General features: G+C 71.2%; 20 protein-coding genes. 12 read left to right on the forward strand and 8 right to left on the reverse strand.

Annotation, left to right across the window (positions count from 1 at the left end):
• Positions 1 to 107 precede the first annotated feature (107 nt).
• Positions 108 to 1,448: a jacalin-like lectin gene (locus tag OG714_RS07035; RefSeq protein WP_406119330.1), complete on the forward strand. Its 1,341-nt coding sequence runs from the start codon at positions 108 to 110 to the stop codon at positions 1,446 to 1,448.
• A gap of 98 nt (positions 1,449 to 1,546) precedes the next feature.
• Here OG714_RS07035 and OG714_RS07040 read toward each other — a convergent pair whose 3' ends face one another.
• Positions 1,547 to 2,542, reverse strand: coding sequence for an Lrp/AsnC family transcriptional regulator (locus OG714_RS07040; protein WP_406119332.1), 996 nt, complete (start codon positions 2,540 to 2,542; stop codon positions 1,547 to 1,549).
• A gap of 147 nt (positions 2,543 to 2,689) precedes the next feature.
• Here OG714_RS07040 and OG714_RS07045 point away from each other — a divergent pair, with 147 nt between their 5' ends.
• Entirely contained in the window at positions 2,690 to 4,321 is a 1,632-nt protein-coding gene (locus OG714_RS07045) for a DHA2 family efflux MFS transporter permease subunit (RefSeq protein WP_406119334.1), read from the forward strand.
• Positions 4,322 to 4,383: 62 nt separating this feature from the next.
• On the opposite strand, the gene OG714_RS07050 is transcribed toward OG714_RS07045, so the two are convergent.
• The gene (locus OG714_RS07050) at positions 4,384 to 5,346 is read right to left on the reverse strand and encodes an SMP-30/gluconolactonase/LRE family protein (protein WP_406119335.1); all 963 of its coding nucleotides are present in this window, start codon (positions 5,344 to 5,346) and stop codon (positions 4,384 to 4,386) included.
• A gap of 390 nt (positions 5,347 to 5,736) precedes the next feature.
• Between OG714_RS07050 and OG714_RS07055 the strand changes: the two genes are divergently transcribed.
• From OG714_RS07055 to OG714_RS07065, 3 genes are read left to right on the forward strand one after another with little or no spacing between them, the layout of a single operon-like run.
• On the forward strand, positions 5,737 to 7,086 hold the full coding sequence (locus tag OG714_RS07055) for a flavin-containing monooxygenase (protein ID WP_406119336.1): 1,350 nt from the start codon (positions 5,737 to 5,739) through the stop codon (positions 7,084 to 7,086).
• Positions 7,083 to 7,964 carry an SDR family NAD(P)-dependent oxidoreductase gene (locus tag OG714_RS07060; RefSeq protein WP_406119338.1) on the forward strand — a complete coding sequence of 294 codons (882 nt, stop codon included), beginning with the start codon at positions 7,083 to 7,085 and terminating at the stop codon, positions 7,962 to 7,964. Before OG714_RS07055 ends, OG714_RS07060 begins: the two co-directional genes overlap by 4 nt.
• Positions 7,961 to 9,373: an aldehyde dehydrogenase family protein gene (locus OG714_RS07065; RefSeq protein WP_406119339.1), complete on the forward strand. Its 1,413-nt coding sequence runs from the start codon at positions 7,961 to 7,963 to the stop codon at positions 9,371 to 9,373. Before OG714_RS07060 ends, OG714_RS07065 begins: the two co-directional genes overlap by 4 nt.
• Before the next feature lie 68 nt (positions 9,374 to 9,441).
• On the opposite strand, the gene OG714_RS07070 is transcribed toward OG714_RS07065, so the two are convergent.
• Positions 9,442 to 10,521, reverse strand: a complete 1,080-nt coding sequence (locus tag OG714_RS07070) for an AraC family transcriptional regulator (protein ID WP_406119341.1) — start codon at positions 10,519 to 10,521, stop codon at positions 9,442 to 9,444.
• Between the two features lie 131 nt (positions 10,522 to 10,652).
• Between OG714_RS07070 and OG714_RS07075 the strand changes: the two genes are divergently transcribed.
• Positions 10,653 to 11,843 carry an MFS transporter gene (locus tag OG714_RS07075; protein WP_406119342.1) on the forward strand — a complete coding sequence of 397 codons (1,191 nt, stop codon included), beginning with the start codon at positions 10,653 to 10,655 and terminating at the stop codon, positions 11,841 to 11,843.
• Between the two features lie 87 nt (positions 11,844 to 11,930).
• Complete coding sequence (locus OG714_RS07080; RefSeq protein ID WP_406119344.1) at positions 11,931 to 13,535, forward strand: purple acid phosphatase family protein; 1,605 nt, start codon at positions 11,931 to 11,933, stop codon at positions 13,533 to 13,535.
• Here the strand turns inward: OG714_RS07080 and OG714_RS07085 are convergent.
• The 4 genes from OG714_RS07085 to OG714_RS07100 form a co-directional block, all read right to left on the reverse strand.
• Positions 13,492 to 14,214 (reverse strand): ABC transporter permease, encoded by a 723-nt coding sequence (locus tag OG714_RS07085; protein WP_406119346.1) that lies wholly within the window; start codon positions 14,212 to 14,214, stop codon positions 13,492 to 13,494. The genes OG714_RS07080 and OG714_RS07085 overlap by 44 nt on opposite strands.
• A 49-nt stretch (positions 14,215 to 14,263) precedes the next feature.
• Positions 14,264 to 14,929: a hypothetical protein gene (locus OG714_RS07090; protein WP_406119348.1), complete on the reverse strand. Its 666-nt coding sequence runs from the start codon at positions 14,927 to 14,929 to the stop codon at positions 14,264 to 14,266.
• An 83-nt stretch (positions 14,930 to 15,012) separates the two neighbouring features.
• Positions 15,013 to 15,309 carry a hypothetical protein gene (locus OG714_RS07095; protein WP_406119349.1) on the reverse strand — a complete coding sequence of 99 codons (297 nt, stop codon included), beginning with the start codon at positions 15,307 to 15,309 and terminating at the stop codon, positions 15,013 to 15,015.
• A 182-nt stretch (positions 15,310 to 15,491) separates the two neighbouring features.
• Complete coding sequence (locus OG714_RS07100) at positions 15,492 to 16,199, reverse strand: TetR/AcrR family transcriptional regulator (protein WP_406119351.1); 708 nt, start codon at positions 16,197 to 16,199, stop codon at positions 15,492 to 15,494.
• 250 nt (positions 16,200 to 16,449) lie between these two features.
• Here OG714_RS07100 and OG714_RS07105 point away from each other — a divergent pair, with 250 nt between their 5' ends.
• From OG714_RS07105 to OG714_RS07120, 4 genes are all read left to right on the forward strand, one after another.
• Entirely contained in the window at positions 16,450 to 16,572 is a 123-nt protein-coding gene (locus OG714_RS07105; protein ID WP_406119353.1) for a hypothetical protein, read from the forward strand.
• A 108-nt stretch (positions 16,573 to 16,680) separates the two neighbouring features.
• The gene (lanKC, locus tag OG714_RS07110; RefSeq protein WP_406119354.1) at positions 16,681 to 19,428 is read left to right on the forward strand and encodes a class III lanthionine synthetase LanKC; all 2,748 of its coding nucleotides are present in this window, start codon (positions 16,681 to 16,683) and stop codon (positions 19,426 to 19,428) included.
• Entirely contained in the window at positions 19,425 to 20,702 is a 1,278-nt protein-coding gene (locus OG714_RS07115; RefSeq protein WP_406119356.1) for an MFS transporter, read from the forward strand. The genes lanKC and OG714_RS07115 overlap by 4 nt, the downstream gene beginning before the upstream one ends.
• 2 nt (positions 20,703 to 20,704) lie before the next feature.
• Positions 20,705 to 21,766 carry an MsnO8 family LLM class oxidoreductase gene (locus OG714_RS07120; RefSeq protein WP_406131744.1) on the forward strand — a complete coding sequence of 354 codons (1,062 nt, stop codon included), beginning with the start codon at positions 20,705 to 20,707 and terminating at the stop codon, positions 21,764 to 21,766.
• On the opposite strand, the gene OG714_RS07125 is transcribed toward OG714_RS07120, so the two are convergent.
• Positions 21,720 to 22,559 (reverse strand): BTAD domain-containing putative transcriptional regulator, encoded by an 840-nt coding sequence (locus OG714_RS07125; protein ID WP_406119358.1) that lies wholly within the window; start codon positions 22,557 to 22,559, stop codon positions 21,720 to 21,722. The two genes, OG714_RS07120 and OG714_RS07125, sit on opposite strands and share 47 nt — an antisense overlap.
• Before the next feature lie 152 nt (positions 22,560 to 22,711).
• On the opposite strand from OG714_RS07125, the gene OG714_RS07130 reads away from it, so the two are divergent.
• Complete coding sequence (locus OG714_RS07130) at positions 22,712 to 23,764, forward strand: LacI family DNA-binding transcriptional regulator (protein WP_406119360.1); 1,053 nt, start codon at positions 22,712 to 22,714, stop codon at positions 23,762 to 23,764.
• The last annotated feature ends 143 nt before the right edge of the window (positions 23,765 to 23,907 follow it).

Consider the following 23,907-nt stretch of genomic DNA (forward strand, 5'->3'; position numbering starts at 1 on the left):
TGATTCGGTGCGGCCGAGGGGGAGTCATAGCAAGCGCTTGTCGCTACATTTTGACATGACCGCCGCATCACCCTCCCCCTCTGTCACTCCGCAGGAGGCACTTCCCCATGCGCAGACTCATCGCCTGTCTGGCGGCCGCGGTCGCGGCCCTGGGCGGGCTCACGGTGGCCGCCGCGACACCGGCCGCCGCCGCAGGTTCGGGCAGCTTCAACGTGCTCACGTACAACGTCGCCGGGCTGCCGGAGTGGTTGTCCAGCGCCTCGACGCCGCGCGACACGAGCACCACCGCGATCGGCACGCGCATCGCCCCGTACGACATCGTGAACGTGCAGGAGGACTTCAACTACCACGCCTACCTGTACTCCACCGACACCCACCCCTACCGCACCGCGACCAGCGGCGGCGCCGGTATCGGCAGCGGGCTCAACACCGTCTCCAACTACGCCTGGGACGGCGACGACTTCGAGCGGGTCGGCTGGAACTCCTGCCAGATCGACTCGGGCGACTGTCTGACGCCGAAGGGCTTCACCTTCATGCGGGAGAGGCTGTCCGAGGGGGTGTACGTCGACTTCTACAACCTGCACACCAACGCGGGTACGAACGACGGCGACGAGGCCTCCCGTGCGGACAACCTCAACCAGCTCACCTCGTTCATCGGCGCCCACTCGGCGGGCAACGCCGTCGTGGTGATGGGTGACACGAACACCCGTTACACCCGCACCGCCGACACCATCGCCGAGTTCGGCGCGGCCAACGGACTCACCGACGCCTGGGTCAAGCTGATCCGCGGCGGCGTCGCGCCGACCAAGGGCAGCGACGCGCTGGTGTGCGACCAGACCGGGGCCACCGTCCCCAACACCTGCGAGGTGGTGGACAAGGTCCTCTACCGCAGCAGCAAGCTGGTCACGCTCAACGCGACCTCGTACAACAACGAGCACGCCAAGTTCCTGAACTCCGACGGGCTGATGCTCTCCGACCACGACCCGATCACGGTCGGCTTCACCTGGTCGCAGAACGCGGACTTCCAGCTCAGCGACCAGTTCGGCGGCCCGCACGGCGACTACTACCAGGACATCGACAGCGTCCCGGCCGCCGCCCGCGCCACCAAGATCTCGCTGCGCTCCGGCTCCCGCGTCGACCAGGTCGGCATCACCCTCGCCAACGGAACGACGCTCACCCACGGCGGCACCGGCGGCACCGCGTCCTCACTGACGCTGGGCAGCGGCGAGTACGTGACGACGGCGTACCTGTGCGAGGGCAAGTACAGCGACACCACGCGGATCTTCTACGCGAAGTTCACCACCAACCTGGGCAACACCCTGGCCGGTGGCACCACCACCTCGGACTGCGTGACCCGCACCGCACCGTCCGGCTGGCAGATCGCCGGCTTCCACGGGCGCTCCGGCGACGAGCTGGACAAGGTCGGCTTCATCTACACGAAGCGCTGACCCGTCGCCGTAGCGACGAAGTGCCGGGCACCGTACGGCAGTTGAGAGCCGGATCATCCGCGACCGCGGGTGGTCCGGCTCGCCGCGTTCCGGCCGCCCTACGCGAACGCCGGGGGTACCAGTCGCCCGCGCGAGATGAGTGAGGTGGCCTGCTTCAGGCGGTGGACGTGGATGCTCACGCCGTAGCCGTCGATGCCCGCCACGGCGGCGACCTTGGTGGTCAGGTACCGGTACAGGTCCTCCGTGTCGCGGCAGATGACGACGACCATGACATTGGAGTCACCGCTGATGGCGGCTGCGAAGGCGACCTCGTCGTGGTCCGCGAGTTCCTCGCCGACGCGTTCGAGGCGGGCCGGGGCGACGCGCAGCCACAGGGTGGCGTTGAGCTCGAAGCCGAAGCGCGCGGAGAGCAGTTCGACGTCGTAGGCGAGCGCCCCCGAGTGCTCCAGGGCGTCCAGCCGGCGGGCCACGCGGGCCGTGGACCAGCCGGTGACGTCGGCGAGCTGGGTGTGCGTGGCGCGGCCGTCCTCCGCGAGGGCGTCGAGGAGCGGGGCGTCCTCGTCGGTGAGGCGTACGGGTGGTCCGGTGGGCATCTCGGGCCGGTCGCCGACGAGTTGACGGATCTGACCGGGCGTCAGCCGACCGCCGTAGCCCGTCCAGTCGCTCACTCCGGACGTGCCGAAGGGATGGATGAGCAGGTCGATGCTCACGTCGAGGACCGAGGCGGACTTGGGCAGTTGACGCAGCAGGACGTCGTCGCGTGACACGTGCAGCGGGGCGCTGATGACGCAGATGATCTCCGAACCGCCGGACGCGAGCCCCGCGTAGGCGATGTCGGGGCGTCGGGCAAGCGCGTCGGCGAGCGTGCCGACCCGGTCGGGGCGGCAGCGGATCCGGGCCACCCAGCGCGCGTCGCCGTGGACGGCGGGGTCGACCAGACCGACCACCCGCATCACCCCGGAGCGGCGCAGGGCGTGGAAGCGGCGGGCGGCGGTCTGCTCCGAGACCCCGGCCACCTCGCCGATCAGCCGGAACGAGGCGCGCGGCGCGCACTGTAGCGCGCGGAGGATTTTCCCGTCGACGTCGTCTGTCATGAGGGAAGTGTGACACTCGAGGGTCGCGATATAGAGGTTTCTCGTCGCATCCCGGCCGTACGTTGGTGATTGTCCATGGTGGAGCTGATCCTGGGGCGCGTGCCTGTTCGAGTTCGAAGGCATCGCATTCGAGAAGGAGAGTTCCCCGTGAACGTCACGACCCCGGCGAGCGGGCGGCCCGGCCGGCGGGCGGCCACCCTCGTCATGGCCTGCCTCGGCGTCTTCGTCGCCTACTTGCCGGTAACCACGGTCGCCGTGAGCCTGCCCGCCATCCAGTCGGCGCTGAACGCGTCGACCTCCCAACTGGCCTGGGTCCAGGACGCGTTCGTCCTGCCCATGGCCGCGTTCATCCTCACCGCCGGTGTCTTCGGCGATGTGCACGGACGCAAGAAGGTGTTCCTGGCGGGCCTGTTGTTCTCCGCCGCCGGTGCGGCCGTGGCACTGTCCGCGCAGTCAGTGCACGTGCTGTGGATCGGCCAGGCGCTGGCCGGTCTCGGCGCGGCGGCCCTGCTGCCGACCACCCTGGCGCTGATCAGCCACGCGGTGCCCGACCACCGGGAGCGCGGCAAGTTCATCGGCGTGTGGGCGACCGCCCTCATGGCCGCGCTGGCCGTCGGCCCGCTGATCGCGGGCGTCATCCTCGACCACGCCGCCTGGCGCTGGATCTACCTCATCTCCGTCCCCGTCCCGCTGATCGCGCTGGGCGTCGCCGCCCGGCTGCTGCCCGACTCACGGGCACCGCACGGCCGGAAGCTGGACTGGCCCGGCCAGCTCACCGCGACCCTCGCCATCACCGCACTCGTCTACGGCGTGATCGAGGGCGGCGCCGGTTCCTTCACGGACGTCAAGGTCATGGTGGCGCTGTTCACCGCGGTGGCCGGCGGGGTCGCGTTCGTGTTCGCCGAGCGGCGCAGTGACAGCCCGATGCTGGACCTGACGCTGTTCCGCAGCCCGGCGTTCACCGCCACCACGCTGGTCGCGATGATCACCTTCCTGGCGCTGATCGGCTTCTTCTTCCTGCTCAGCCTCTACTTCGGCCTGGTGCAGCAACTCGACACGCTCCAAGCGGGGTTGCGGCTGCTCATGGTCACCGCGGCGGCGATCGTGGTCGGCCAGCCGGTCGGCCGGCTGATGCACCGGGTCGCCCCGCGCGTCCTGATCACCGGTGGTCTGCTGGTCATCTCCGGCGCGCTGTTCTCGCTGACCGGCGTCGACGCCGACACCTCGTTCGCGTCCATCGCCTGGCGGCTGGCGCTGCTGGGCCTGGGCATCGGCACCGTCCTGACGCCGATGACCGCGACGGCGGTGGGCTCCGTGCCGTATCAGCAGGCGGGGATGGCCGCGGCCGGCAACAACGCGTTCCGGCAGGTCGGCGGCGCGCTGGGCCCGGCCGTCCTGGGCGCCCTGCTCACCACCAAGGCACTCGACACGCTCCCCGGTCACCTCGCCGACGCCGGGGTGACGGGCGCGACCCAGCGAAGCATCGTCTCGACCGCCGACGCGGGCGGCCTCGGCGCCGTCGCCCACATGAACCTCGGCGCGGACACCGGCCGGGCCCTGGGCGCGCTGGGCGACTCCTTCCTGGACGGCATGAGGCTGTGCCTGGTGGTCGCCGGCTCGCTGACCCTCCTCGCCGCGCTGGTGTGCGTGCTGCTGCTGCGCCGCCCGCGACAGGCCTCTTCGGCTACGGCGGCTCCGGTGGCCGGTACGAGCACAGCCACCGCTGGGGCGCCGACGGCAGCTGTCGCAGCGGCAGTTGACGCCGCACCGAACCGCTGACGCGCGAACCACCCACGGGCGGGACCCCGTTGCACCATTTCGGGGCCCCGCCCGCTGTCACCTCAGATCGACACGGCGACGGCGGTGAACGTCGTGGCGGGCGTCTGCGGGCTGGTGAAGCGGGCGTTGACGAGATAGAGCCGGTTGCCGAAGCGGGCGGCGGTCGTGGGTATGTCGAAACGCGGGTCGGTGATCGTACGGCGCAGGGTCGCCGTGGTGACCTTGGCGTCGAGGTCGAACACGCTGATCCGGTTCAGCCGGTTCTGGACGACGTACAGGGTCCGGCCGATCCGGAACAGGCCGTCCCCGTTGGCCACGTCGGACGCGCCGCTCAGGGCGACCTCGGTGGCGTGGCCGGACCTGAGGGACACGTTGTAGAGCTTGCCGGGGTTGCTGCTGACCACGATGAGGCCGTGTCCGTCCGGGGTACCGACGATGCCGTTCGCGTTGTTCACCCCGGGCGTCTGCACCCAGTCGCCGGTGAGCGGCAGGGCGGTGACCTCGCCCGTGCGGCCGCGGGGCACGCCGTAGAGCACCGCGTCGAGCGAGTCGGTGAACCAGGCGCGGTCGCCGAGCAGGGTGACGTCGTTGATGAAGTGGCCGGTGGCGGGCGTGAGTTGATAGGTCGTCAGCACCTCGCCCGTGCGGGAGTGGACGACTCTCGCGGCCCCGGTGCTGCCGGCGACGTACAACAGCCCGTCGTGGTCCAGCTTCAGGCCGACCGACACCAGGCCGGTGGCGCCCTCGGAGAGGATCTCGCCCTCGCCGGTGCGCAGGTCGGTGCGGTAGATGGCGCCGTTCACCCGGGAGCCCATGTAGGCGTACGGCCTGCTGCCGATGGCTATGCCCTCGGGGAGGAAGCCGTCGGGCAGCGGGAACTCCGTCGGCCAACGGGCCGGTGCGGTCGACGAGTTGGCGCTTGCCGTGCCGGTGCCGGTGGTCACGGCGAGGGCGGTCAGGGCGGCACCGCCGAGCAGGGCGCGCCGGGTGGGGTGGGGGTGTGCGGCTGAGTGGATCCGGGTCATCGTTCGGGCCTCCGGGGACGAGTGGGGGTGAACGGGGGCTGGTGGAACGGTGGTCGATGGACGGCTGGTGATGGAAGGCTGGTCGGGCGAACTCGGGGACTCGGGTGAGCCCAAAGGACTCGGGGTTCGGGGCTCAGCGCTCGGGGTTCAGGGCCCGAGACTCGGGTGAAATCTTCTTCAACTCCGCCCCAAGGCCCGGTATTCGGGTAACGGCCCATCACTCCCCGGAGTTCCCACGCGCCTCGCCCGTATCCGCACGCGCGGCCGCACCCAGCCGTGGCGCGGCCGCTGCGGTCCGGTCCCTGGCCGCGCGGGTCAGTTCGCGCCGGACGGCCGGTGCATACGTTTCCTCCAACACCCGTGGGACGGGACGACAGAGGAGGCAGGCTCGTGACGGAAAGCCAGTTGGACACGTGTGTGATCGGGGCGGGGCCTGCCGGGCTGGCCATGGCCAGGGCGCTGGCGGAGCGGGAGCTGCCGTACACGCATCTGGAGCGGCACACCGGGCTCGGCGGTATCTGGGACATCGAGAACCCGGGCGGCCCGATGTACGAGTCGGCCCACTTCATCTCCAGCAGGACCCTGTCGGGCTTCGGCGGTTTCCCGATGCCGGACCACTTCGCGGACTATCCGCCGCACCGGCAGATCCTGTCGTATCTGCGGTCCTTCGCCGACGCCTACGGGCTGAGCGACCGGATCGAGTTCGGTGTCGGGGTGCGGAGCGTCGAGAAGAACGCGGACGGCACCTGGACGGTCGTCCGGACCGACGGGCAGGAGAGCCTGCACGCCCAGGTCGTGGTGTGCACGGGCTCGCAGTGGCACCCCAACATCCCTGAGATTCCCGGGAAGTTCGACGGGGAGGTCCGGCATACCGCCGGCTATCGCAGCGCGGAGGAGCTGCGGGGCAAGCGGGTACTCGTCGTCGGTGCGGGGAACTCCGGCTGCGACATCGCGTGCGACGCGGCCCGGACGGCGGACCAGGCGGTGATCAGCATGCGGCGCGGGTACTGGTTCATCCCGAAGCATCTGTTCGGGCGGCCGGTGGACACCATCGCCAACAGCGGGCCGCATCTGCCGATGTGGCTGGCGCAGCGCGTCTTCGGCGGACTGCTGCGGATCGTCAACGGCGATCCGACGCGCCTGGGCCTGCAGAAGCCGGACCACAAGCTCTTCGAGACGCACCCGGCCATCAACTCGATGCTGATCCACCACCTCCAGCACGGCGACATCACCGCCAGGCCCGGCATCGCCCGCGCCGAGGGCAGCACCGTGCACTTCACGGACGGCACGAGCGACGACTTCGATCTCGTCCTGCTGGCGACGGGCTACGTCCACAAAGTCCCGGTCGCACAGCGGTACTTCGGCGACGAACAGCATCCCGACCTGTATCTGTCGTCGTTCTCCCGCGAGCACCAGGGCCTGTTCGGGATCGGGTTCGTCGAGACCAACTCCGGCGCTTACCAACTCTTCGACAGCCAGGCGCAGTTGATCGCCGGGTATCTGAACGACGCGCGTCACGGTCTGCCCAGCGCCGAGCGGTTCACGCAGATGGTCCGCGCCGACCGCCCCGATCTGTCCGGCGGGCTGAAGTTCGTCGCCTCGCCCCGCCACACGGGCTACGTCGACAGCGGGGCGTTCGTGAAGTACCTCGGCAAGGTCGCCCGGCAGATGGGCTGGCGCACCGAGGGCCAGGCACCGCCGGCGCGGTCCGCCGCCCGGCGCGTGGAGGCGACGGCATGAGCGGGAGGTTCGACTTCACCGACAAGGTCATGCTGGTCACCGGCGGCGCGGGCGGCATCGGCAGCGCGCTGTGCCGGCGCTTCGCCGCGGGTGGTGCGCGCTGTGTCGTCGTCGACATCGACGGGGTCCGTGCCGAGAAGGTGGCCGCCGGGCTCCCGGGCGTCGGCCACACCGGCATCGGCTGCGATCTGCTGCAACGCGCCGACCTGGAGCGGCTGTTCGAGCGGATCGCCGATGACTACGGCCGTCTCGACGTGCTGGTGAACAACGTGGGGATGACCAGCTCGGAGCGCTTCGACGTCCGCAGCGTCGAGAGCATCGAGCGGGAGATCACCCTCAACCTGACCTCCCCGCTGGTCGCGACCCGGATCGCGATCCCCCTGCTGAAGGCATCCCGCGACGCCCGGGTGGTCACCACGGTCTCCCTCGGCGGGATCTTCCCGCTGGGCGAGACCCCGATCTACACGGCATCCAAGTTCGGGCTGCGCGGCGCGATGCTCGCCATCGGGCTCGACCTGCGCGGCAAGGGCATCCTCGCCGGATCGGTGCTCCCGTCGGCGACCGACACCAGGATGCTGCGCCAAGAGGCCGTGGACGGCGGCAACTCCATGCAGTTCCAGGACCAGCCGCAACAGCCCGCGAACGTCGTCACGGCCGTCGTGAGCCTCCTCGACAGGCCCCGTCTGGAGGCCTACCCGCGGTCCGGCGAGTCCCGTCTGGTGCGGTTCGCGATGCTCGCGCCGAACCTGCTGCCCAGGGTCTTCCCCCTGTTCCGCAAGCGCGGCGACCGCGGCATGGCCCGCTATCTGGAGGAACTCCGCCGCCGCGGACTGGCCCGACAGACCGACGGACGCTGGGAGTTGGTGGAGGAGGCATGACCAGGCGCGACACGCTGCACGTCATCAACCCCGCCACCGGCGAGCCGATCACCAGCCTCCCCGCCGCGAGCGCCGACGACGTCACCAAGGCCGCCGAACAGGCCCGGCACGTCTACGACTCCGGTGTGTGGTCGCGGCTTCCGGTCCGGGAACGCGCCGCCGTACTGCTGCGCCTGGCCGACCTGATGGAACGCGACGCCGAGACCCTCGCCCGGCTGGACAGCGAGGACGCGGGCAAGCCCATCACGGAGTGCCGTACGGGGGACGTGCCGGGCGCGATCGAGACGATCCGCTGGTTCGCCGAGGCGGCGGACAAGGTGTTCGGCCGGATCGCGCCGAGCGGACCCGACGGCCTCGGTCTCCTCACCCGCGAACCGGTCGGCGTGGGCGCGGCGATCCTCCCGTGGAACTACCCCCTGGCGATGGCCAGTTGGAAGATCGGCCCCGCCCTCACCGCGGGCAACTGCCTGCTGGTCAAACCGGCCGAGGCGACCCCGCGTTCGACCCTGCACCTGGCCGCCCTCGCCACCGAAGCAGGCCTCCCAGAGGGCGTGCTCACGGTCCTCCCCGGCTACGGCGAGGAAGCCGGGGCGGCCCTCGCCCGCGACCCCGTCGTCCAGGCCCTCTCCTTCACCGGCTCCACCACGACCGGCCGCCACATCCTCCGGGCGGCAGCCGACAGCAACTTCAAGCGCGTCTCCCTGGAGATGGGCGGCAAGAGCCCGCAGGTGTTGCTGGCCGACGCGCTCTCCTACGGCGACGAGCTGATCGGCGACATGATCGAGGCCGCGTTCCTGACGATGGGGCAGAACTGCACCGCCGGTTCAAGGGTGTTGGTGCACCACAGCATCGCCGAGGAGGTCGTGGAGCGGTTCACGGCCGCCGCGAGGGACCTCGTCATCGGCGATCCGGCCGACCCGCGCACGCAGCAGGGGCCGCTCATCAACCGCGCCGCCTTCGACCGGGTCGCCGGTGCCGTGGATGCCGCCCGGGCGGCCGGCGCCCAGATCCACGCCGCGGGACTCCCCCACGGGCTGCCCGCGCGCGGTGCCTACTACCCGCCCACCGTGATCATCCGCGCGCCCGCCGAAAGCGCCGTACTCACCAGGGAGTTGTTCGGTCCCGTGGTCACCGTCGAGACCTTCGGCTCGGAGGACGAGGCGGTGCGGATGGCCAACGCCACCGAGTACGGGCTCGCCGCCTCGGTCTGGACCCGCGACCTCGACAGCGCGCTGCGGCTGGCCCGGGGCATCGAGGCGGGCGTGGTCTCCGTGAACGCGTACAGCGAGGGGGACATCACCACTCCCTTCGGTGGCTGGAAGCAGTCCGGGTTCGGCGGAGTGGAGAAGTCGACGAACGCCTTCGACCAGTGGACGCGGGAGAAGACGGTCTGGATCCGCACCCGTTGAGCGAGTCATCCGTACCCGTTGAGGGAGTCAGGGGGTAAAGCGCCCTGGAACCCGGCCGGTTGACGGCGTCACGCGCGGTGCGTCGCCGCCCGGAGCAGCTGCTCCCGTAGCTGGACCGGAGAGGTGCCGTGCCAGCGGCGTACCGCGCGGCGCAGGGCGCGTTCGTCGGAGAATCCGGCGCGGCGGGCGATCTCACGGAGCGTCAGCTCCGGGCGCAGCAGGAGCTGTTCGACGCGTTCCCGGCGTACTCCCTCGGCCAGTGCCTCGTACGTCGTGCCGCAGTCGGCGAGTCTGCGGCGCAGGGTCCGTTCGCTCGTCGCGTGCCGTCGTGCCTGTTCGCCGAAGGACGGGATCACCGGGAGGCTCTGCGCGACGGACACCTCCAGGACTTCGAGGAGGTCCTGCTGGTCGGTGCGGGAGGCCAGTTGGGCGTCGAGTGTCTCCAGGGTCGAGGCGTAGGTCACCGGGTCACGGCCGGGCATCCGGGCGCCGGCCCAGGCGGGGTCGATGACGATGCGGTCGGCCGGGGCGCGGAAGCGGACCGGGCAGCCGAACAGGGCGCCGTAGAGCTCCTGTCGGCGGGGTGGCGGCGAGGAGAACTCGACCACGCGCGGGGCGAAGTCCGGGCCGACGGCGAGCCGGGAGAGGGTGACCACGGAGGCGAACCCCTCCTCGATGAGGAAGGACGCCACGCTCGGGTCGATGGCGGGGTCGGGGAGGTCGGCGCGCAGGACGAAGGCGCCGTCCTCGCCGAGCCCGGTGGACCACACGGTCATCGCGCCGGAGAGGTTCTGGTAGTTCACGCCGGTCTCGATGGCGTGCCGCAGGGTGTCGGCGGCCATCAGCGCGAAGCCGAGCAGCCCCCATGCGGTCAGGTGCTGTGCCGCGCCGACCTTGAGGCCCAGCCGCTCGTCCCCGGTGAGTTCCACCGCGTGCCGGATCACCGCGCCGCCCTGCCGGTACGACACCCGCAGCGCGGCCGAGCGCATGAGGGTGTCGTCCAGGCCGACCTCGCTCAGCAGGGGCCGCAGGTCGATGCCGCGTGCGTCGGCGACGATGACGAGATAGCGCAGGATGTTCGGCTGGATCGTCGCCGACGTGCTGCGGCTGGTCCCGTGCGGGTCCGCCGGGGCCGGGGCAGGGAACATCGCACTCACCTCCTCGTGGGCGACCACCGTAAGCACCCGGGCGGCACCGGTCGCGGCGCTGGCCGCCGAAGTCCCCTCAACGGCCCCCGGCGTCCTGCGTCCGTCCCGCCCCGGCTGACTACGGTCTGTGCATGTCAGTCAGCACTCCGGGCCGGGCCCGGGTCGGGCGCCCCGCCGACAGGGCTGGTGCCCGAAGGGCGACGACCCTCGCGTTCGCCGCGCAGGGCATGTCCGTCGCCGCCGTGTACACGACCGTCCCCGCGGTCACGGAACACCTGAGGCTGTCCCCGCTCCTGACCACCGCCACGCTGGTGGGGGTGGCCCTGACGGCGGGGGTCGGCAGCTTCCTGGGACTGGCCGCGGTCCGCGTCGCCGGCCCCGTCGCCACGATGCGCGGGGCCCTGCTCACGGCCGCCACCGCGCTCACGCTGATCGGCTGGGCGCCCGGCACGGCGACCGTTATCTGCGCGTACGTCCTTTTCGGCCTGGCGGTCGGCGGCCTCGACGTCGGCGTCAACACCCGGGCCGCCGCGATCGAACGCGCCTACGGCCGCAGTGTCTTCGGGTCGTTCTACACGGCGTGGAGCGTGGGCGGCGTGCTCGCGGCCCTGCTCACCGCCGGGGTGGCCCGGCTGGACCGGCCGGTGGGCGTCGGCCTGGCCGTACAGGCGGGCGTCCTGTTGGCCGTCGCCGTCTGCCTGCGCACGCACGCTCTTCCCGCCTCCCAAGTGCCTTCTGCGCAGCCGCCGTTGGGGCGGCGGTTGTGGCTGCGGCTCCTCCCCTTCGGGCTGGTCCTCCTCGTCGTCTACGTCGTGGACTCGACCGTCTCCGCCTGGTCGGCGGTGTATCTGCGGCAGACCCTCGGCGCGTCCCTCGCGGTGGCGCCGATGGCGTACGCGGCGTACCAGGCCGGCACGGTCGTCGGGCGCGCGACCGTGGACCGGCTGGTGCAGCGGGTCGGTACGGTCGCCGTCGTGCGCACGGCCGCCCTGGTGGTGGCGGGCGCCCTGGTGGGCATGGCCATGGCTCCGAGCTGGCCGTTCGCCGTGCTCGCGGCGGGAGTCGTGGGGCTGGGGGCCTCGGTGCTGGCCCCGCTGTGTCTGGCCTCCGCCGCGCGGTTGCGGCCCGGCGCCTCGGAGACGGTGCTGGCCCGGCTGAACCTCTTCAACTACGCCGGCGTCGTCACCGGCGGCGCGGTGAGCGGACTCCTCGGCTCCACCGGCGAGTTCCGGCTAGCGTACGCGGCACCGGCCGCGCTGGCGGTGCTCGTCCTGACCGGTGCCCGGCACTTCACGCGGCCGCCGGGGACATCCGGGGCATAGGAAACGAGCCAGGCAATGGGCGGGATATGGCCAACCCATGGGCAGGCGGCAATCGGTCGTTCAACCGGCGCTGCCAGCGTCGCGCCCATGAACACTCCTCGCATGGGCCTCCCCGACCGGCTCGCCGACACCCTGAGCATGCCCGAGCAACACGAATACCTCCGCCGCGCCTTCTCCCGCCGCGGTCTGCTGCGCGGTGGCGCGGTCGCCGCGACCGGGGTCGCCCTCGCGGGCGGCTCCGCCGGACTCGCGGCGGCGGCGACGCCCACGCTCGTGCCGGGTTCCGCCACCGCGGCTGTGCACGGTTCGCTGGTCGCGCCGTTCGGCCGGCACATCGCCTACGGCGCCGATCCGCGGACGCAGATGCGGGTGTCGTGGCAGGTGCCGCTCCCGGTGCGGAAACCCTTCCTCCGGATCGGCAGGAGTCCCCTCGACCTGAGCCACCGCATACCGGCCGAGGTGCGCGACCTGTTCACTCCGGCCGGGATCGGCAAGAGCGCAGACATCGACCAGTACTACGTGCACGCCGCGCTGGACAACCTGAGCCCCGACACCACGTACTACTACGGTGTCGGCCACGACGGCTTCGACCCGGCCGACCCGGGCGCCGCGCACACCGTCTACTCCTTCACCACCGCGCCCCGGACGCACAGCACCCGGCCGTTCACGTTCACCGCCTTCGGTGACCAGAACCCGAGTTACACCTCGATCGGCCTCAACGCCCTTGTCCAGGCGCAGAATCCGGCGTTCCATCTGCACGCGGGCGACATCTGCTACGCGGAGGAGACCGGGCACGGGCTGCCCGGGGACGCGAGCAACTACGACGCCCGCCAATGGGACTCGTTCCTCGCGCAGATCGAACCGCTGTCGAGCCGGGTGCCGTGGATGGTGGCGTTCGGCAACCACGACATGGAGTCCTGGTACTCCCCCAACGGCTACGGCGGCAACGAGGCCCGGTTCACCCTCCCCGGCAACGGTTTTGACGCCGCGTCAGCTCCCGGCGTGTACTCCTTCGTCCACGGCAACGTGGGCGTGGTATCGGTCGACGCGAACGACGTGTCGTACGAGATCCCCGCCAACAAGGGCTACACCGGCGGCAAGCAGACCGCCTGGCTCGACAAGCGGCTCACCGAACTCCGGGCCCGTGCGGACGTCGACTTCGTCGTCGTCTTCCACCATCACTGCGCCTTCTCGACCACCAGCTCGCACGCCTCCGAGGGCGGGGTGCGCGAGCAGTGGGTGCCGCTGTACGAGAAGCACCAGGTGGACCTGGTGGTCAACGGCCACAACCACGTCTACGAGCGCACCGACCCGGTCGTCCAGGACAAGGCCGTACGGACCCTGCCCATCGGCGGCACCCACGAGCCGGCCCGTGGCGGTGTGGTGTACGTGACGGCGGGCGCGGGCGGCGAGAGCGTGTACAGCTTCCCGGTCGCCGACAGCTACGAGGGCCACGAGGACGCGATCGACTCGGTGCCGACGTACTGGACGGGCAAGGACGGCCAGGTCACCGAGAACGTCGACTGGTCCCGGGTCCGCTACACCGGCTACTCGTTCATCCGCGTCGACGTCGAACCCGCCACGCCTGGCCGCACGACGACCCTCACGGTACGGGCGCTGGCCGCGACCGGCGCCGAGGTCGACCGCTTCACGGTCTCCCGCAAAGTGAAGAAGTCCGGGCACGGCCACTAGGACGACACGGAGCGGCGGCCACCGGTGTGGTGCCGGTGGCCGCCGTCCGCGGGTGCCGTCTCAACTCGCCCTGGCGAGCAGGGCCTTGGCGTGGCGGCGGGGTTCGAGGTGCCGCCGCGACGAGGTAGCTGCCGCCGCCCGCCAGCGCGAGCACCCAGTACAGGGGTGCGCCGTGGAGGAAAAGCGCGGCGGAGGAGGTGAGGGCGAGCCAGGCGCCGAGCAGGTACTGGAGGCGGTCGCGGTAGACGGCTCCCCCGGCGAGGTAGAGGAGGCCCACGACGAGTCCGGACGCGGTGGGCCACATGAGCGTGTGGACCTTCTGCTCCTCGAGGGACGCGCTGAGCGCGGTGATGATGAGGAACAGCGCGCCGAAGCCGATCGGCCAGGACGCGGCCAGCAGGTTCCCGACCATCGCGTCGGGGCCGCGAACTCCGCGCAACGTCCTGGCAGTTACGACGCTGGTGACGACGACACCCGCGAGCAGGCCTGCGACGAGCAGCGACGCCGGTATCGCGGACGGCAGGTCGAGGACGGGGTCGTCGCCGTGCGTGAGGGCGTTCACGCCGCGGCAGAGCAGCCAGGCGAGGCCGAAACTCACGTACGACAGACGGTTGTCGAGGACGACGCCGAGGGCGGACGGCTGGGTGCTGTAGGTGGCGGGCGAGCCGGCGTGGGACATGGTGACCTCCGTGGTGGGCTGTGGTGGCGGGGCACGGGCGGGTTGCGGCTCAGGGGTCGCGTCGGTTGGTGAGGATGAACGCCGGTACGAGGACGACGGCCACGTACACCAGGCAGAGGATCAGCGCGGTGAGCGGGGTGGTGACCCCGTCGACGTGCTTGACGACGATGAGGGAGCGGCCGAGTCCGGTGAACGAGTAGGCGGCGACGCCGTCCTGGAAGGACTGCGGTACCAGGGAGGGCAGGATGCCCATGATCACGAAGACCTCCGCCATCAGCACCGACAGGGCGCCCTGCGTGTGCCGGATCAGCGCGCCGAGCGCGAAGCCGAACATGCCGATGAACACCATGTAGAAGGCGGCTCCGAGCACGGCCCGCAGGACGCCCCGGTCGCCGAGCGAGACCCCCAGGCCGGCGGGGAGCGCGGCCTGTCCGACGAGGAACGTGAGCAGCGAGATCACCGTGCCCGCGACCGCGAACACCCCTGTGAGCAGGCCCGCCTTGACGGCGATCACGCGGCTGCGCGCCGGCACCGCGGCGAAGGTCGTACGGATCATGCCGGTGCCGTACTCGGGAGAGATGGCCAGCACGCCGAGGACACCGAAGGCGAACCGCACGATGGCCGTGCCCGTCAGGGTGTCGAGGGCGTCGAAGGACGGGTTGTCGACTTGGCCGGCGCTCGTGTTCAGGCCGATGAGCAGTCCGGTCAGCGGCATGAGGACGAAGGCGGCGCCCAGCGCTCACCAAGTGGAGCGTACCGAGCGGAGTTTGAGCCACTCCGAGGCGATCACGTCACGCATCACGCCGCCTCCTTCGCCCGGTACTCGACGGCGTCGTCGGTGAGGGCCATGTACGCGTCCTCCAACGTCGAGCGCTGGATGGACAGTTCGGTGAGCGGGATGCCGCGGTGGTGGGCGAGCATGCCTGCCTCCTGGGGAGTCGTGCCGCGTACGGCGAGCGCGTCGTCGGCGCGGGTCTCGACCTGGGCCTCCAACGCCCGCAGCGCCGCGGCCAGTTCGCCCCGGCGCGCGGGCAGGGTGCGATGCCGGGGTGGTGGTGACGGACACGGCGGCGCACATGGGTCGCTGCGCGACACTTCAACGCTACTGTTATATAGCGTAACTGTCACGACTAGCTATAACAATACGCCTGGGAGTCGCACCGCCGCAGCGTGGGCCAGGGCACGGAAAAGCCCTGCCGGCGTTGGCCGAAAGGGCTGGAAAGTCCTGTTCAGGGGGCTGGTGGCGCGTCCCGCGCGGGAGGTGGGGGGCGAGGGCGTCAGCGGAGCTGGAAGGCGTCCGCCAGGATCGCGGTCTGTACGTCGAGCAGAGTGGCGGGGTTGTGCCCCATGCCGGTGAACTGGCCCGCGGTCTCCAGCCCCACCGTGCCGTGGATCTGCGGCCAGACCATGATCGTGCCGGTCAGCGCGACGGCCGCCGCGGGGTCCGCGGGGTCCAGGCCGGTCCACTCCGCGACCCACGCCGTCACGTCCCGTTCCTCGCGGAGCCAGGCCTGGAACTCCGCGAGCAGGGGGTCGAGTCCTGCCAGCGGACGCCCCTGCGCGAAGACCGGGAGGAACGGCCCGAGGACGGCGCGGGCCCGCAGCACGGCCTCGGGGGGCAGGGTGAAACCCGCCACCGGGGTGCCCTGCACGAGCAGGTAGAGATGCGGATTCGCCACCGCCCACGCACGGTAGGTCCTGGTCAGGGCATGCAACGCCGCGCGCCCACCGCCTTCGACGTCCACCGCGTGAACCACCACGGCCGCGGCCGTGTAGGCGTCGAGGACCAGCTCGGCCAGCAGATCGTCCCGGCCGGCGTAGTAGCGGTAGAGGGCCGGGCCCGACATCCCGATCTCCTTGGCGATACGCAGCAGGGCCACACTCTCGACGCCACCGGCGGCGAGCTGACGCACGGCCACTTCCTTGATCTCCGAACAGGTCTGCTCCCGGTACCGCTCCCGCGGACTGCGCGCCTGCGCTGCCATGACCCATCCCCTTCCTGCTCACCAACACGTGCATTAACGCCACTGACTTCAGCGACATGCGATAGCGAACGCGATGGTGGAGCACAGCTTCCTTAGATCGCCTCTCAAGGTTTCGGCCTCAGCCCTGGGAAGAGGGGAAATACCGGTTCCAAACCGTTGGTATGCCATTCCCGAAGCGGTCCTCCCCAGCATGGGAAAGGTCAGCGGATCTCGCTGACATCACCCGAAACCACTGAAACGGGAGGCCGTCATGGCCCAGAACATCGAGTCCGCCGACGCGGAGTTCGTCCTGTCCCTGCAGGGCATGGAGATCGAGACCCCCACCAGCTCCATCGTCTTCAGCTGCAGCTCCTGCGGCATCACGAGCTGCTGACACCACCTGAACACGGCGGTCCCGGACGGCATTGGCCACAGCGCGGTGGCCACCGTCCGGGACCGCCCACTTGGTCGAACTCACGAAGACGAACAGGGGCGGGCCGACATGCAATTGCCATGGGAGAACGTGCTGTCGTACATGAACCACGATCCGCGGTGGTTCGAGGACTTCAGCCGACGCGCACCGAGCGGCGAGCACCTGCGCGCTTATCAGACGGTGGTGCCCGACACCTGGCGCACCTGGCGCCGCGGCTACTGGGTCATCGCGGAACCCCCGGGCGCCGCCGTGGTCGGCGAGGGCTGGAAGCTGCATGTCTCGGCGACCTCGCGCACCAGCGTCGAGACCCTGCGGCGGTCCTTGCCGGTGCTGCGGGACGCGGGCGTGCGCTTCAAATTCCTGATGGACCCGATGGCGGTGCGGGAGGCCAACGGGAAGTCGTTCCCGCGTGCTTCGAGCGGGAAGTTCATCACCGTCTATCCCGAGGACGACACGCGGTTCCTCGCCCTCGCGTCCGAACTGACAGACGCCTTGAAGGAGTTGGACGGACCCTATGTCCTGTCCGACCGGCGCTGTCCGGGCTCGCGGGTGGTGTCGTACCGCTACGGCGGGTTCATCAGCCGCTTCGAACTCGAACCGCTGGGTCTGCGCGACCTCATGATCCAGACCCCTGACGGCTCGCTGGTCCAGGATCTGCGCACCCCCTTCTGGTACGCGCCGAGTTGGGCGCGGGACCCGTACGCCGACGCGGAGCCCGTGGCACCCAGGGCCAAGGCCACGGGCAGCACCTCGGGCGGCGGCCAGGGCCTGCTGCACGGCCGGTTCAAGGTCGAGAGCGCGCTGGCGTTCAGCAACCGCGGCGGCATCTACCGGGGCGTGGACACCGAGACGGGCGCGGACGTCGTCCTGCGCGAGGCCCGGCCCGGTGTCGAGGTGGGCCCCGAGGGCATCGACGCGGTCGAACTCCTGCGCCACGAGTACGAGTTGCTGACGGAACTGACCGACACCGGCCTGTTCGTACGGCCCGTCACGTTCTTCGAGCAGTGGGAGCACGCGTTCATCGCCGAGGACCACATCGACGGCGGTCACCTCGGCCACCTGAGCGTCACCCACAACCCGCTGTACGGCCTGGATCTGACCCCGGCCCGGCTGACCGACTACTACGACCGGTTCCGGCTGCTGTGGCTCCAGGTGGCGGACGCGATCGCGGCCTGCCACGAACGCGGCATCGTCCTGGGCGACTTGTCGCCGACGAACATCATGGTCACCGCGGACGACCGCATCCGCGTCATCGACCTGGAGTCCGCCTTCCACGAGGACCGCGGTGGCGGCGCGGGCCTGGGCACCCCCGGGGCGGTCACCCGGCGCGCGATGGCCGCCGGCCGCGGCGACCGGCGCTCCGACTACTACGCGCTCGGCGGCATCATGCTCTGCTGCGTGCTGACCTGCCAGCAGAACGACCTGGTCGACCACGCCGTACCCCTGCGGCTGCTCGACGCAGTGGCCGCCGACCTGGCGCTGCCCGGCGAACTGGTCACGCTGATCCGGGAACTCTACGACGAGGACGCGCCGTTGCCCGACCCGGCGACCCTGCGCCAACGTCTCACCGAGCTGCCCTTCAGCACCGCCTGGCGCGAACTCCCGCCGCTGGCGCGCCGCGTGACCCCCGACCCGGAGTCCAGCGCCGGTCTGCACGGGCGGATCGCGACCACGCTCGACGGCGTGGCGAAGTACCTGCGCGACACCGCCGACCTCCAGCGCGAGGACCGGCTCTTCCCGGCGGACGTGCTCGTCTTCGAGACCAACCCGCTCTCCGTCGCGCACGGCGCCTACGGCTGCCTCTACGCGCTGCACACCACGGGTGAGGCGGTGCCCGACACCTTCCTGGCCTGGGCCCTGCGCAAGCCCACCGGTCACAAGTCCCTGCCGCCCGGCCTGTATTACGGCTCCGCGGGTGTCGCCTGGGTCCTGTCGGCGCTGGGCCATCGCGACGTGGCCGTCCGGGTCCTGCGCGACGCCGCCGAACACCCCCTGCTGTACGCCGAGCCAGGCGTCCTGACCGGCGCCGCCGGACACGGCATGGCGTGCCTGCGGCTGTGGCGCGACACCGGCCTCGCCGAGTTCCTCGACCGCGCCCGCGAGATCGGCGAGCACTTCGCGCGGACCGCGCGGCACGAGGGCGGCCGGGCGCACTGGCCCGGTTCCGGCAAACACGTCCCCGTCGGCTACGGCGAGGGCGCGTCCGGTGTCGCCATGTTCCTGCTGGCCCTGCACGCGGCGACCGGCGACCCGGCCCTGCTGGAACTGGGGCGCGCGGGGCTGGAGTTCGACCTGTCCTGCGGCACGTACGCGCCCAGCGGCCTGTTGTCCTTCCCCGCCGTGGCGGACCCGGACGAGCCGATCGCCGTACTGCGCCACTACTGGGACGAGGGGACCGCGGGCATCCTCACCACCCTGCTGCGCTACCACCACGTGACCGGCGACGAGGCCCTGGGCAAGCACATCGAGGAGCTGCTGCCGGACGTCCGGCGCAAGTACGCGACGTTCCCGCAGCTGTTCCACGGGATCAGCGGGCTCGGCAACGTCCTGCTGGACGCCTACGAGTTCCTTGGCGACCCGGAGTTGCTGGGCGACGCGGAGCGGGCCGCCGAGGCGGTGCTGTGCAGCGCCGTGCGACGGCCGGAGGGCGTGGTGTTCCCGGGCGAGCAGACCGTGCGGGAGAGCTGCGACCTGGCCACCGGTTCGGCCGGTGTCGCGCTCTTCCTGGACCGGTTCCGCAGGACCGGCCCCGGCGCGCGCACCAACACCAACTTCCTTCTGGACGACCTGCTCACGCCGCCCCGGACCGACACATGACCGCCACCGCACCCCTCGACACGGTCAACACACCCCGGCTGAGCCGTAATCGCGAGTTCCGGCTGCTGTGGATCGGCCAGGCACTGTCGGACTTCGGGTCGTCGATGACGTTCATCGTGCTGCCGCTGGTGCTGCTGGCAGCGGGCCACTCCGCGACGGTCGCCGCGACCATCGGCACGGCCTCCCTGGTCGTCGCCCTGGTGACCCGCCTGCCGGCCGGCTACCTCAGCGACCGCTACGACCAGCGCACGCTGATGCTCCTCTGCGACCTGATCCGGATGGTCGCGGTAGGGGCGGTGGCGCTCTATGCGCTGCTGCGCCCCGTGCCGATCGCGCTGGCGCTGGCGACGGTGATCGTGTCGGACGCCGCGCTGGAGGTGTTCCGGCCGTCCCAGAACAAGGTGATCCGACGGATCGTCCCGACCGAACAGCTGAGCGCCGCCCTGTCGTTGAACCAGGCGCGGGCCTACGGCGCCGACATCGCCGCGCCGGCCGCGGCCGGGCTGCTGCTGTCGCTCTCCCCCTCGGTGCCGTTCACGGTGGACGCGCTGACCTTCGGCGCCTCCGCGCTGTGCGTGGCCGCGGCGGTCCGGTCGAGGCGCTCCACGGCGACGCCGGCGGGCACGCCGGGCCCGCGGCCCGAGCGGGCGCGCTTCCGGACCGAATTCACCGCGGGGTGGCGGTACTTGATCAGAGATCCGTTCATGCGCTGCTCCGCCGCGTACTTCGCCGGTCTCAACGTGGCGTTCTCCGCCCTGGCGTTCGCCCTGATCCTCGGCGTGGGCAGGCTGCCCGACGGCGCGGTCATGGTGGGAACGGCCATGAGCGCGGCCGCGATTGTGGGCCTGGCCGGTTCGCTGCTCACCCCGCTCTTCCAGCGGTATGTCTCCCTGAAGGTGACCCTGGCGGCGGCACCGGCGCTCGGGGCCGTACTGCTGGCCCTCGCCTGGACCAGTGGCAGCACCGTCGCGTTCGTCGCCGGCTTCTGCGCCCTGTGCCTGCTCACCCCCGTGACCGCGGCGACGTTCGCCACGATCATGGCGGTCGCCGTACCCGAGGAGATCTACGGCCGGGTCGGCACCACCAGCAGTCTGCTCGCCCAACTCCTCCAGCCCTTCGGGCCGTTGGCCGCCGGTCTGCTGCTGGCCCGGCTGTCGCTGCCCTCGACCGCCGCGGTCCTCGCGGTGGCGCTGGCCCTGCTGGCCGGTGTCCCCCTCGTCCTGCCCGCGCCCACGCAGCCCAACACCCCAGCCCAGGACAGGAGTTCCTCGTGAGCATGCCCCAGTCCCACCCAGGCGCCGACAGCGCCGGTCCCTCCGTCCTCCTCTCCGTGCTGGAGATCGGCGCGACGGACGGACAGGTGCCGGCCGCGCAGGTCGTCCGGGAGATCACCGATGTCGCCCGGGTCAGCGAGGAGTGCGGATTCCACCGTTTCTGGGTCGCCGAGCACCATGGCTCGCCCGACCTCGTCAGCAGCGCACCGGCGGTCCTCATCGCCCATGTCGCCGCCGTCACCCGGCGCATCCGGGTCGGCTCGGGCGGGGTGATGCTCCCCAACCACGCCCCCTACGTCGTGGCCGAACAGTTCGCCACCCTGGGCGCCCTGCACCCCGGCCGGATCGATCTGGGCCTGGGCCGCTCCGCGAGCACGGCGGGGACCGGAACCTACGGCGCGCTGCTGAAGGCGGCACTGCGACGCGACGACAGGGCGACGACCGAGTTCCCCGCCCTGATCGACGAACTGACCGGTTTCCTCCACCCGTTGACGCCGGAGGACCCGGACGACCCGGCCCTGTTCCTGTCCCCCCGGATCACCGAACCGCCCGAACTCCACGTCCTGGGAGCCGGGGAGGGGTCGGCCCGCACCGCCGCCGAACGGTCACTGCCGTTCGTCTACGGCCATCATCTGGGACGCTCCAAGTGCCGCCCTGCGGCGGTGGAACGCTACCGCGAGGCGTTCGTCCCCGGCCCGCGCGGTGCCCTGCCCCATGTCATCGCCTCGCTCAACGTGCTGTGCGCGGAGAGCGACGACGAGGCCGAGCGACTGGCACTGGACGCCGCCCGCCGGACCGCACGGCAACGCAGGGGAACCGCCCCGGACGAGGTACTGCCGCCGGCGCGGGAGGAGTTCCTCGCGCACAGGTTCCTGGAGGACCAGCAGGTGGTCCACGGCGCCCGGGACACGGTGGTCAAGGCCATCGACCATGTGGCGGCCACGCTGGACGCCGACGAGATCATGCTCGTCCCCATCGACCTCACCGGAACGGAACGCTGCCGGACCCTGCGCATGCTCACGGGGCGACGGGCGCCGGCCTCGCGGCCCGCCCGGACCGGCTGATCAGGTCCTGGCAGCCGGTCAGCATCGAGCGGTACTGAGCTTCGAGCACCGGGCTCGGACCCAGGCCGAACTCCCCTGCCAGGAGCTGCCGGTACTCGTCGTAGACCGCGAACGCCTCGGTCTGCCGCCCCAGTTGGAACAGCGTGTTCATGTGCGCGGCCCGCAGGCGCTCGCGGTGCGGATGCAGCACCGTCAGCTCGCCGATGGTGCCGACGACGGCCCGGGCGTTGCCCAGCGCCAACTCCGCCTCCGCCCAGTCCTCGTAGACCTGGAGGTACTGCTTGTCGAGGTGGTCGGCCTCGTCGGACAGGGGCCGCGAACATCGGAGTTCCGGCAGCGCGGGTCCGCTCCACAGGAGCAGCGCCCGGTTCAGCAGCCGTGCCGCGAGGGCGAGTTGGCCCCCGTCCGCAGCCGTGCGTCCGGTGGCGGCGAGGCTCCGGAACCGTAGCGAGTCCAGCTCACCGTCATCCACCGACAGCAGATAGCCGCCCACACCGCGGACCAGCCGTCCGCCCGCGCCGCTGTCGTCGAGGAGTCTTCGCAGCGCCCAGACGTACACCTGGACGTTCTTCCGTGCCGTCCTGGGCGGTCCGCCGTCCCACAGGGCATCCGTCAACACGTCGACGGAGAGCAGGGTGTTGGGGCGGCACAGCAGCATGGCGAGAAGCATGCGCTGCTTGAGCGGCCCGAGCGGCAGCTGCCCGCCGTCCTCGCCGCCGCCGGTGACGGACAGCGGACCCAATACGGAGAACCGAACCTGGCCGGGCCGCTGATCGGCCACCCTTGCGCGCATCTGTACCCCCAACTGTCGGACCACAGGACGAAAGAGTGATCCCCGGGACCGCACCTGTCGCGTCCGGTTCCGTTGAACGGAACCGGACGACCGGTCGGCAGCCCCGCTCCCTCCTTGCCGGGAATCCGCCCACCCCGGCTACAGTGCACACCGTGTGGGCGGACAACCAGGAGCGCGAGCCGCGTGTCGACCGGACGCCGCGGGCCGACGGGATCCGGCGGCGGGCCACGATCCATGACGTCGCGCAGCTGGCCGGGGTGTCCCGGCAGACGGTGTCCCGGGCGGTCAACGACAAGGGTGAGATCGACCCCGCCACCAAGGAGCGGGTCCTGGAGGTCGCGCGGCTGCTGGACTACCGGCCGAGCCGGTTCGCGCGGGGGCTCGTCCGCAAGGGCGCGGTGACGGCGGGGCTGGTGATCCCGGATCTGATGAACCCGTTCTTTCCCGAGGTGGCCGCCGGTGTGCTGGAGGCGGCCGAGGAACGGGGCTGGCAGGTCGTGGTGTGGGACTCGCGCACCGACGAGAACCGGGAGCTCCAGGCGCTGGACACGTTCTCCCACCAGGCGGACGCGGTCGTCGGCTACTTCAAGAACCCGGACGCCGTGCTCGCCCGGCACCTGGGCGGTGTACCGACCGTGGTGCTCGAACGCGGGCCGCACCAGACCCGGTTCGGGGCCGTCGGCATCGACGCCGCCGCCGGTGTCGCGCAGGGCATCAACCATCTGGTGCGTGCGGGGCATCGCAGGATCGGCATGCTCGACGGCGATCGGATCGATGCCCCCGGTCCTCGCAGAGAGGCTTTTCTGTCGGCCGTACGGCAGCACGGTCTGCCCGTCGACGAGAGCTGGGTCGTGCCGAGCCGTGAGCACAGCGTGGCGGGCGGCGAGGCGGCCATGGTGCAACTGCTCGACGCGCGGCCCGAGTTGACGGCCGTCTTCGGGTTCAACGACCTGATCGCCGTCGGCGCGATGCGTGCGGCCCGGCGCCGTGGGTTGCGGGTGCCCGACGACCTGGCCGTGCTGGGCTTCGACGGGCTGTCCCTGGGCGAGTTGGTGGAGCCGACGCTCAGCACCCTGCACATCGACAAGCGGCGCCTGGGCCGGCTGGCCGTCGAACAGGTCGCCCGACTGAGCGCGGGGCAGGAGCCGTTGACCGGCGCCGACGCCTGGGTGATTCCCCAACTGGTGGTGCGGGCCTCGGCGTAGCGCCACTGCGGGTGTGTCGCGCCTGCGTCGGCCGCTGCCTCTCGCCGTCCGTAGAAAGCGCCAACACAACTACCGTGCACGTCCCTTGACACTGGTTTTCGGCCGCCTCGATACTCGACGGCAACGTTCACGTGAACGTTCAC

Origin of the sequence: Streptomyces sp. NBC_00989, from assembly GCF_045162655.1 — a bacterium.
Classification (GTDB): domain Bacteria; phylum Actinomycetota; class Actinomycetes; order Streptomycetales; family Streptomycetaceae; genus Streptomyces.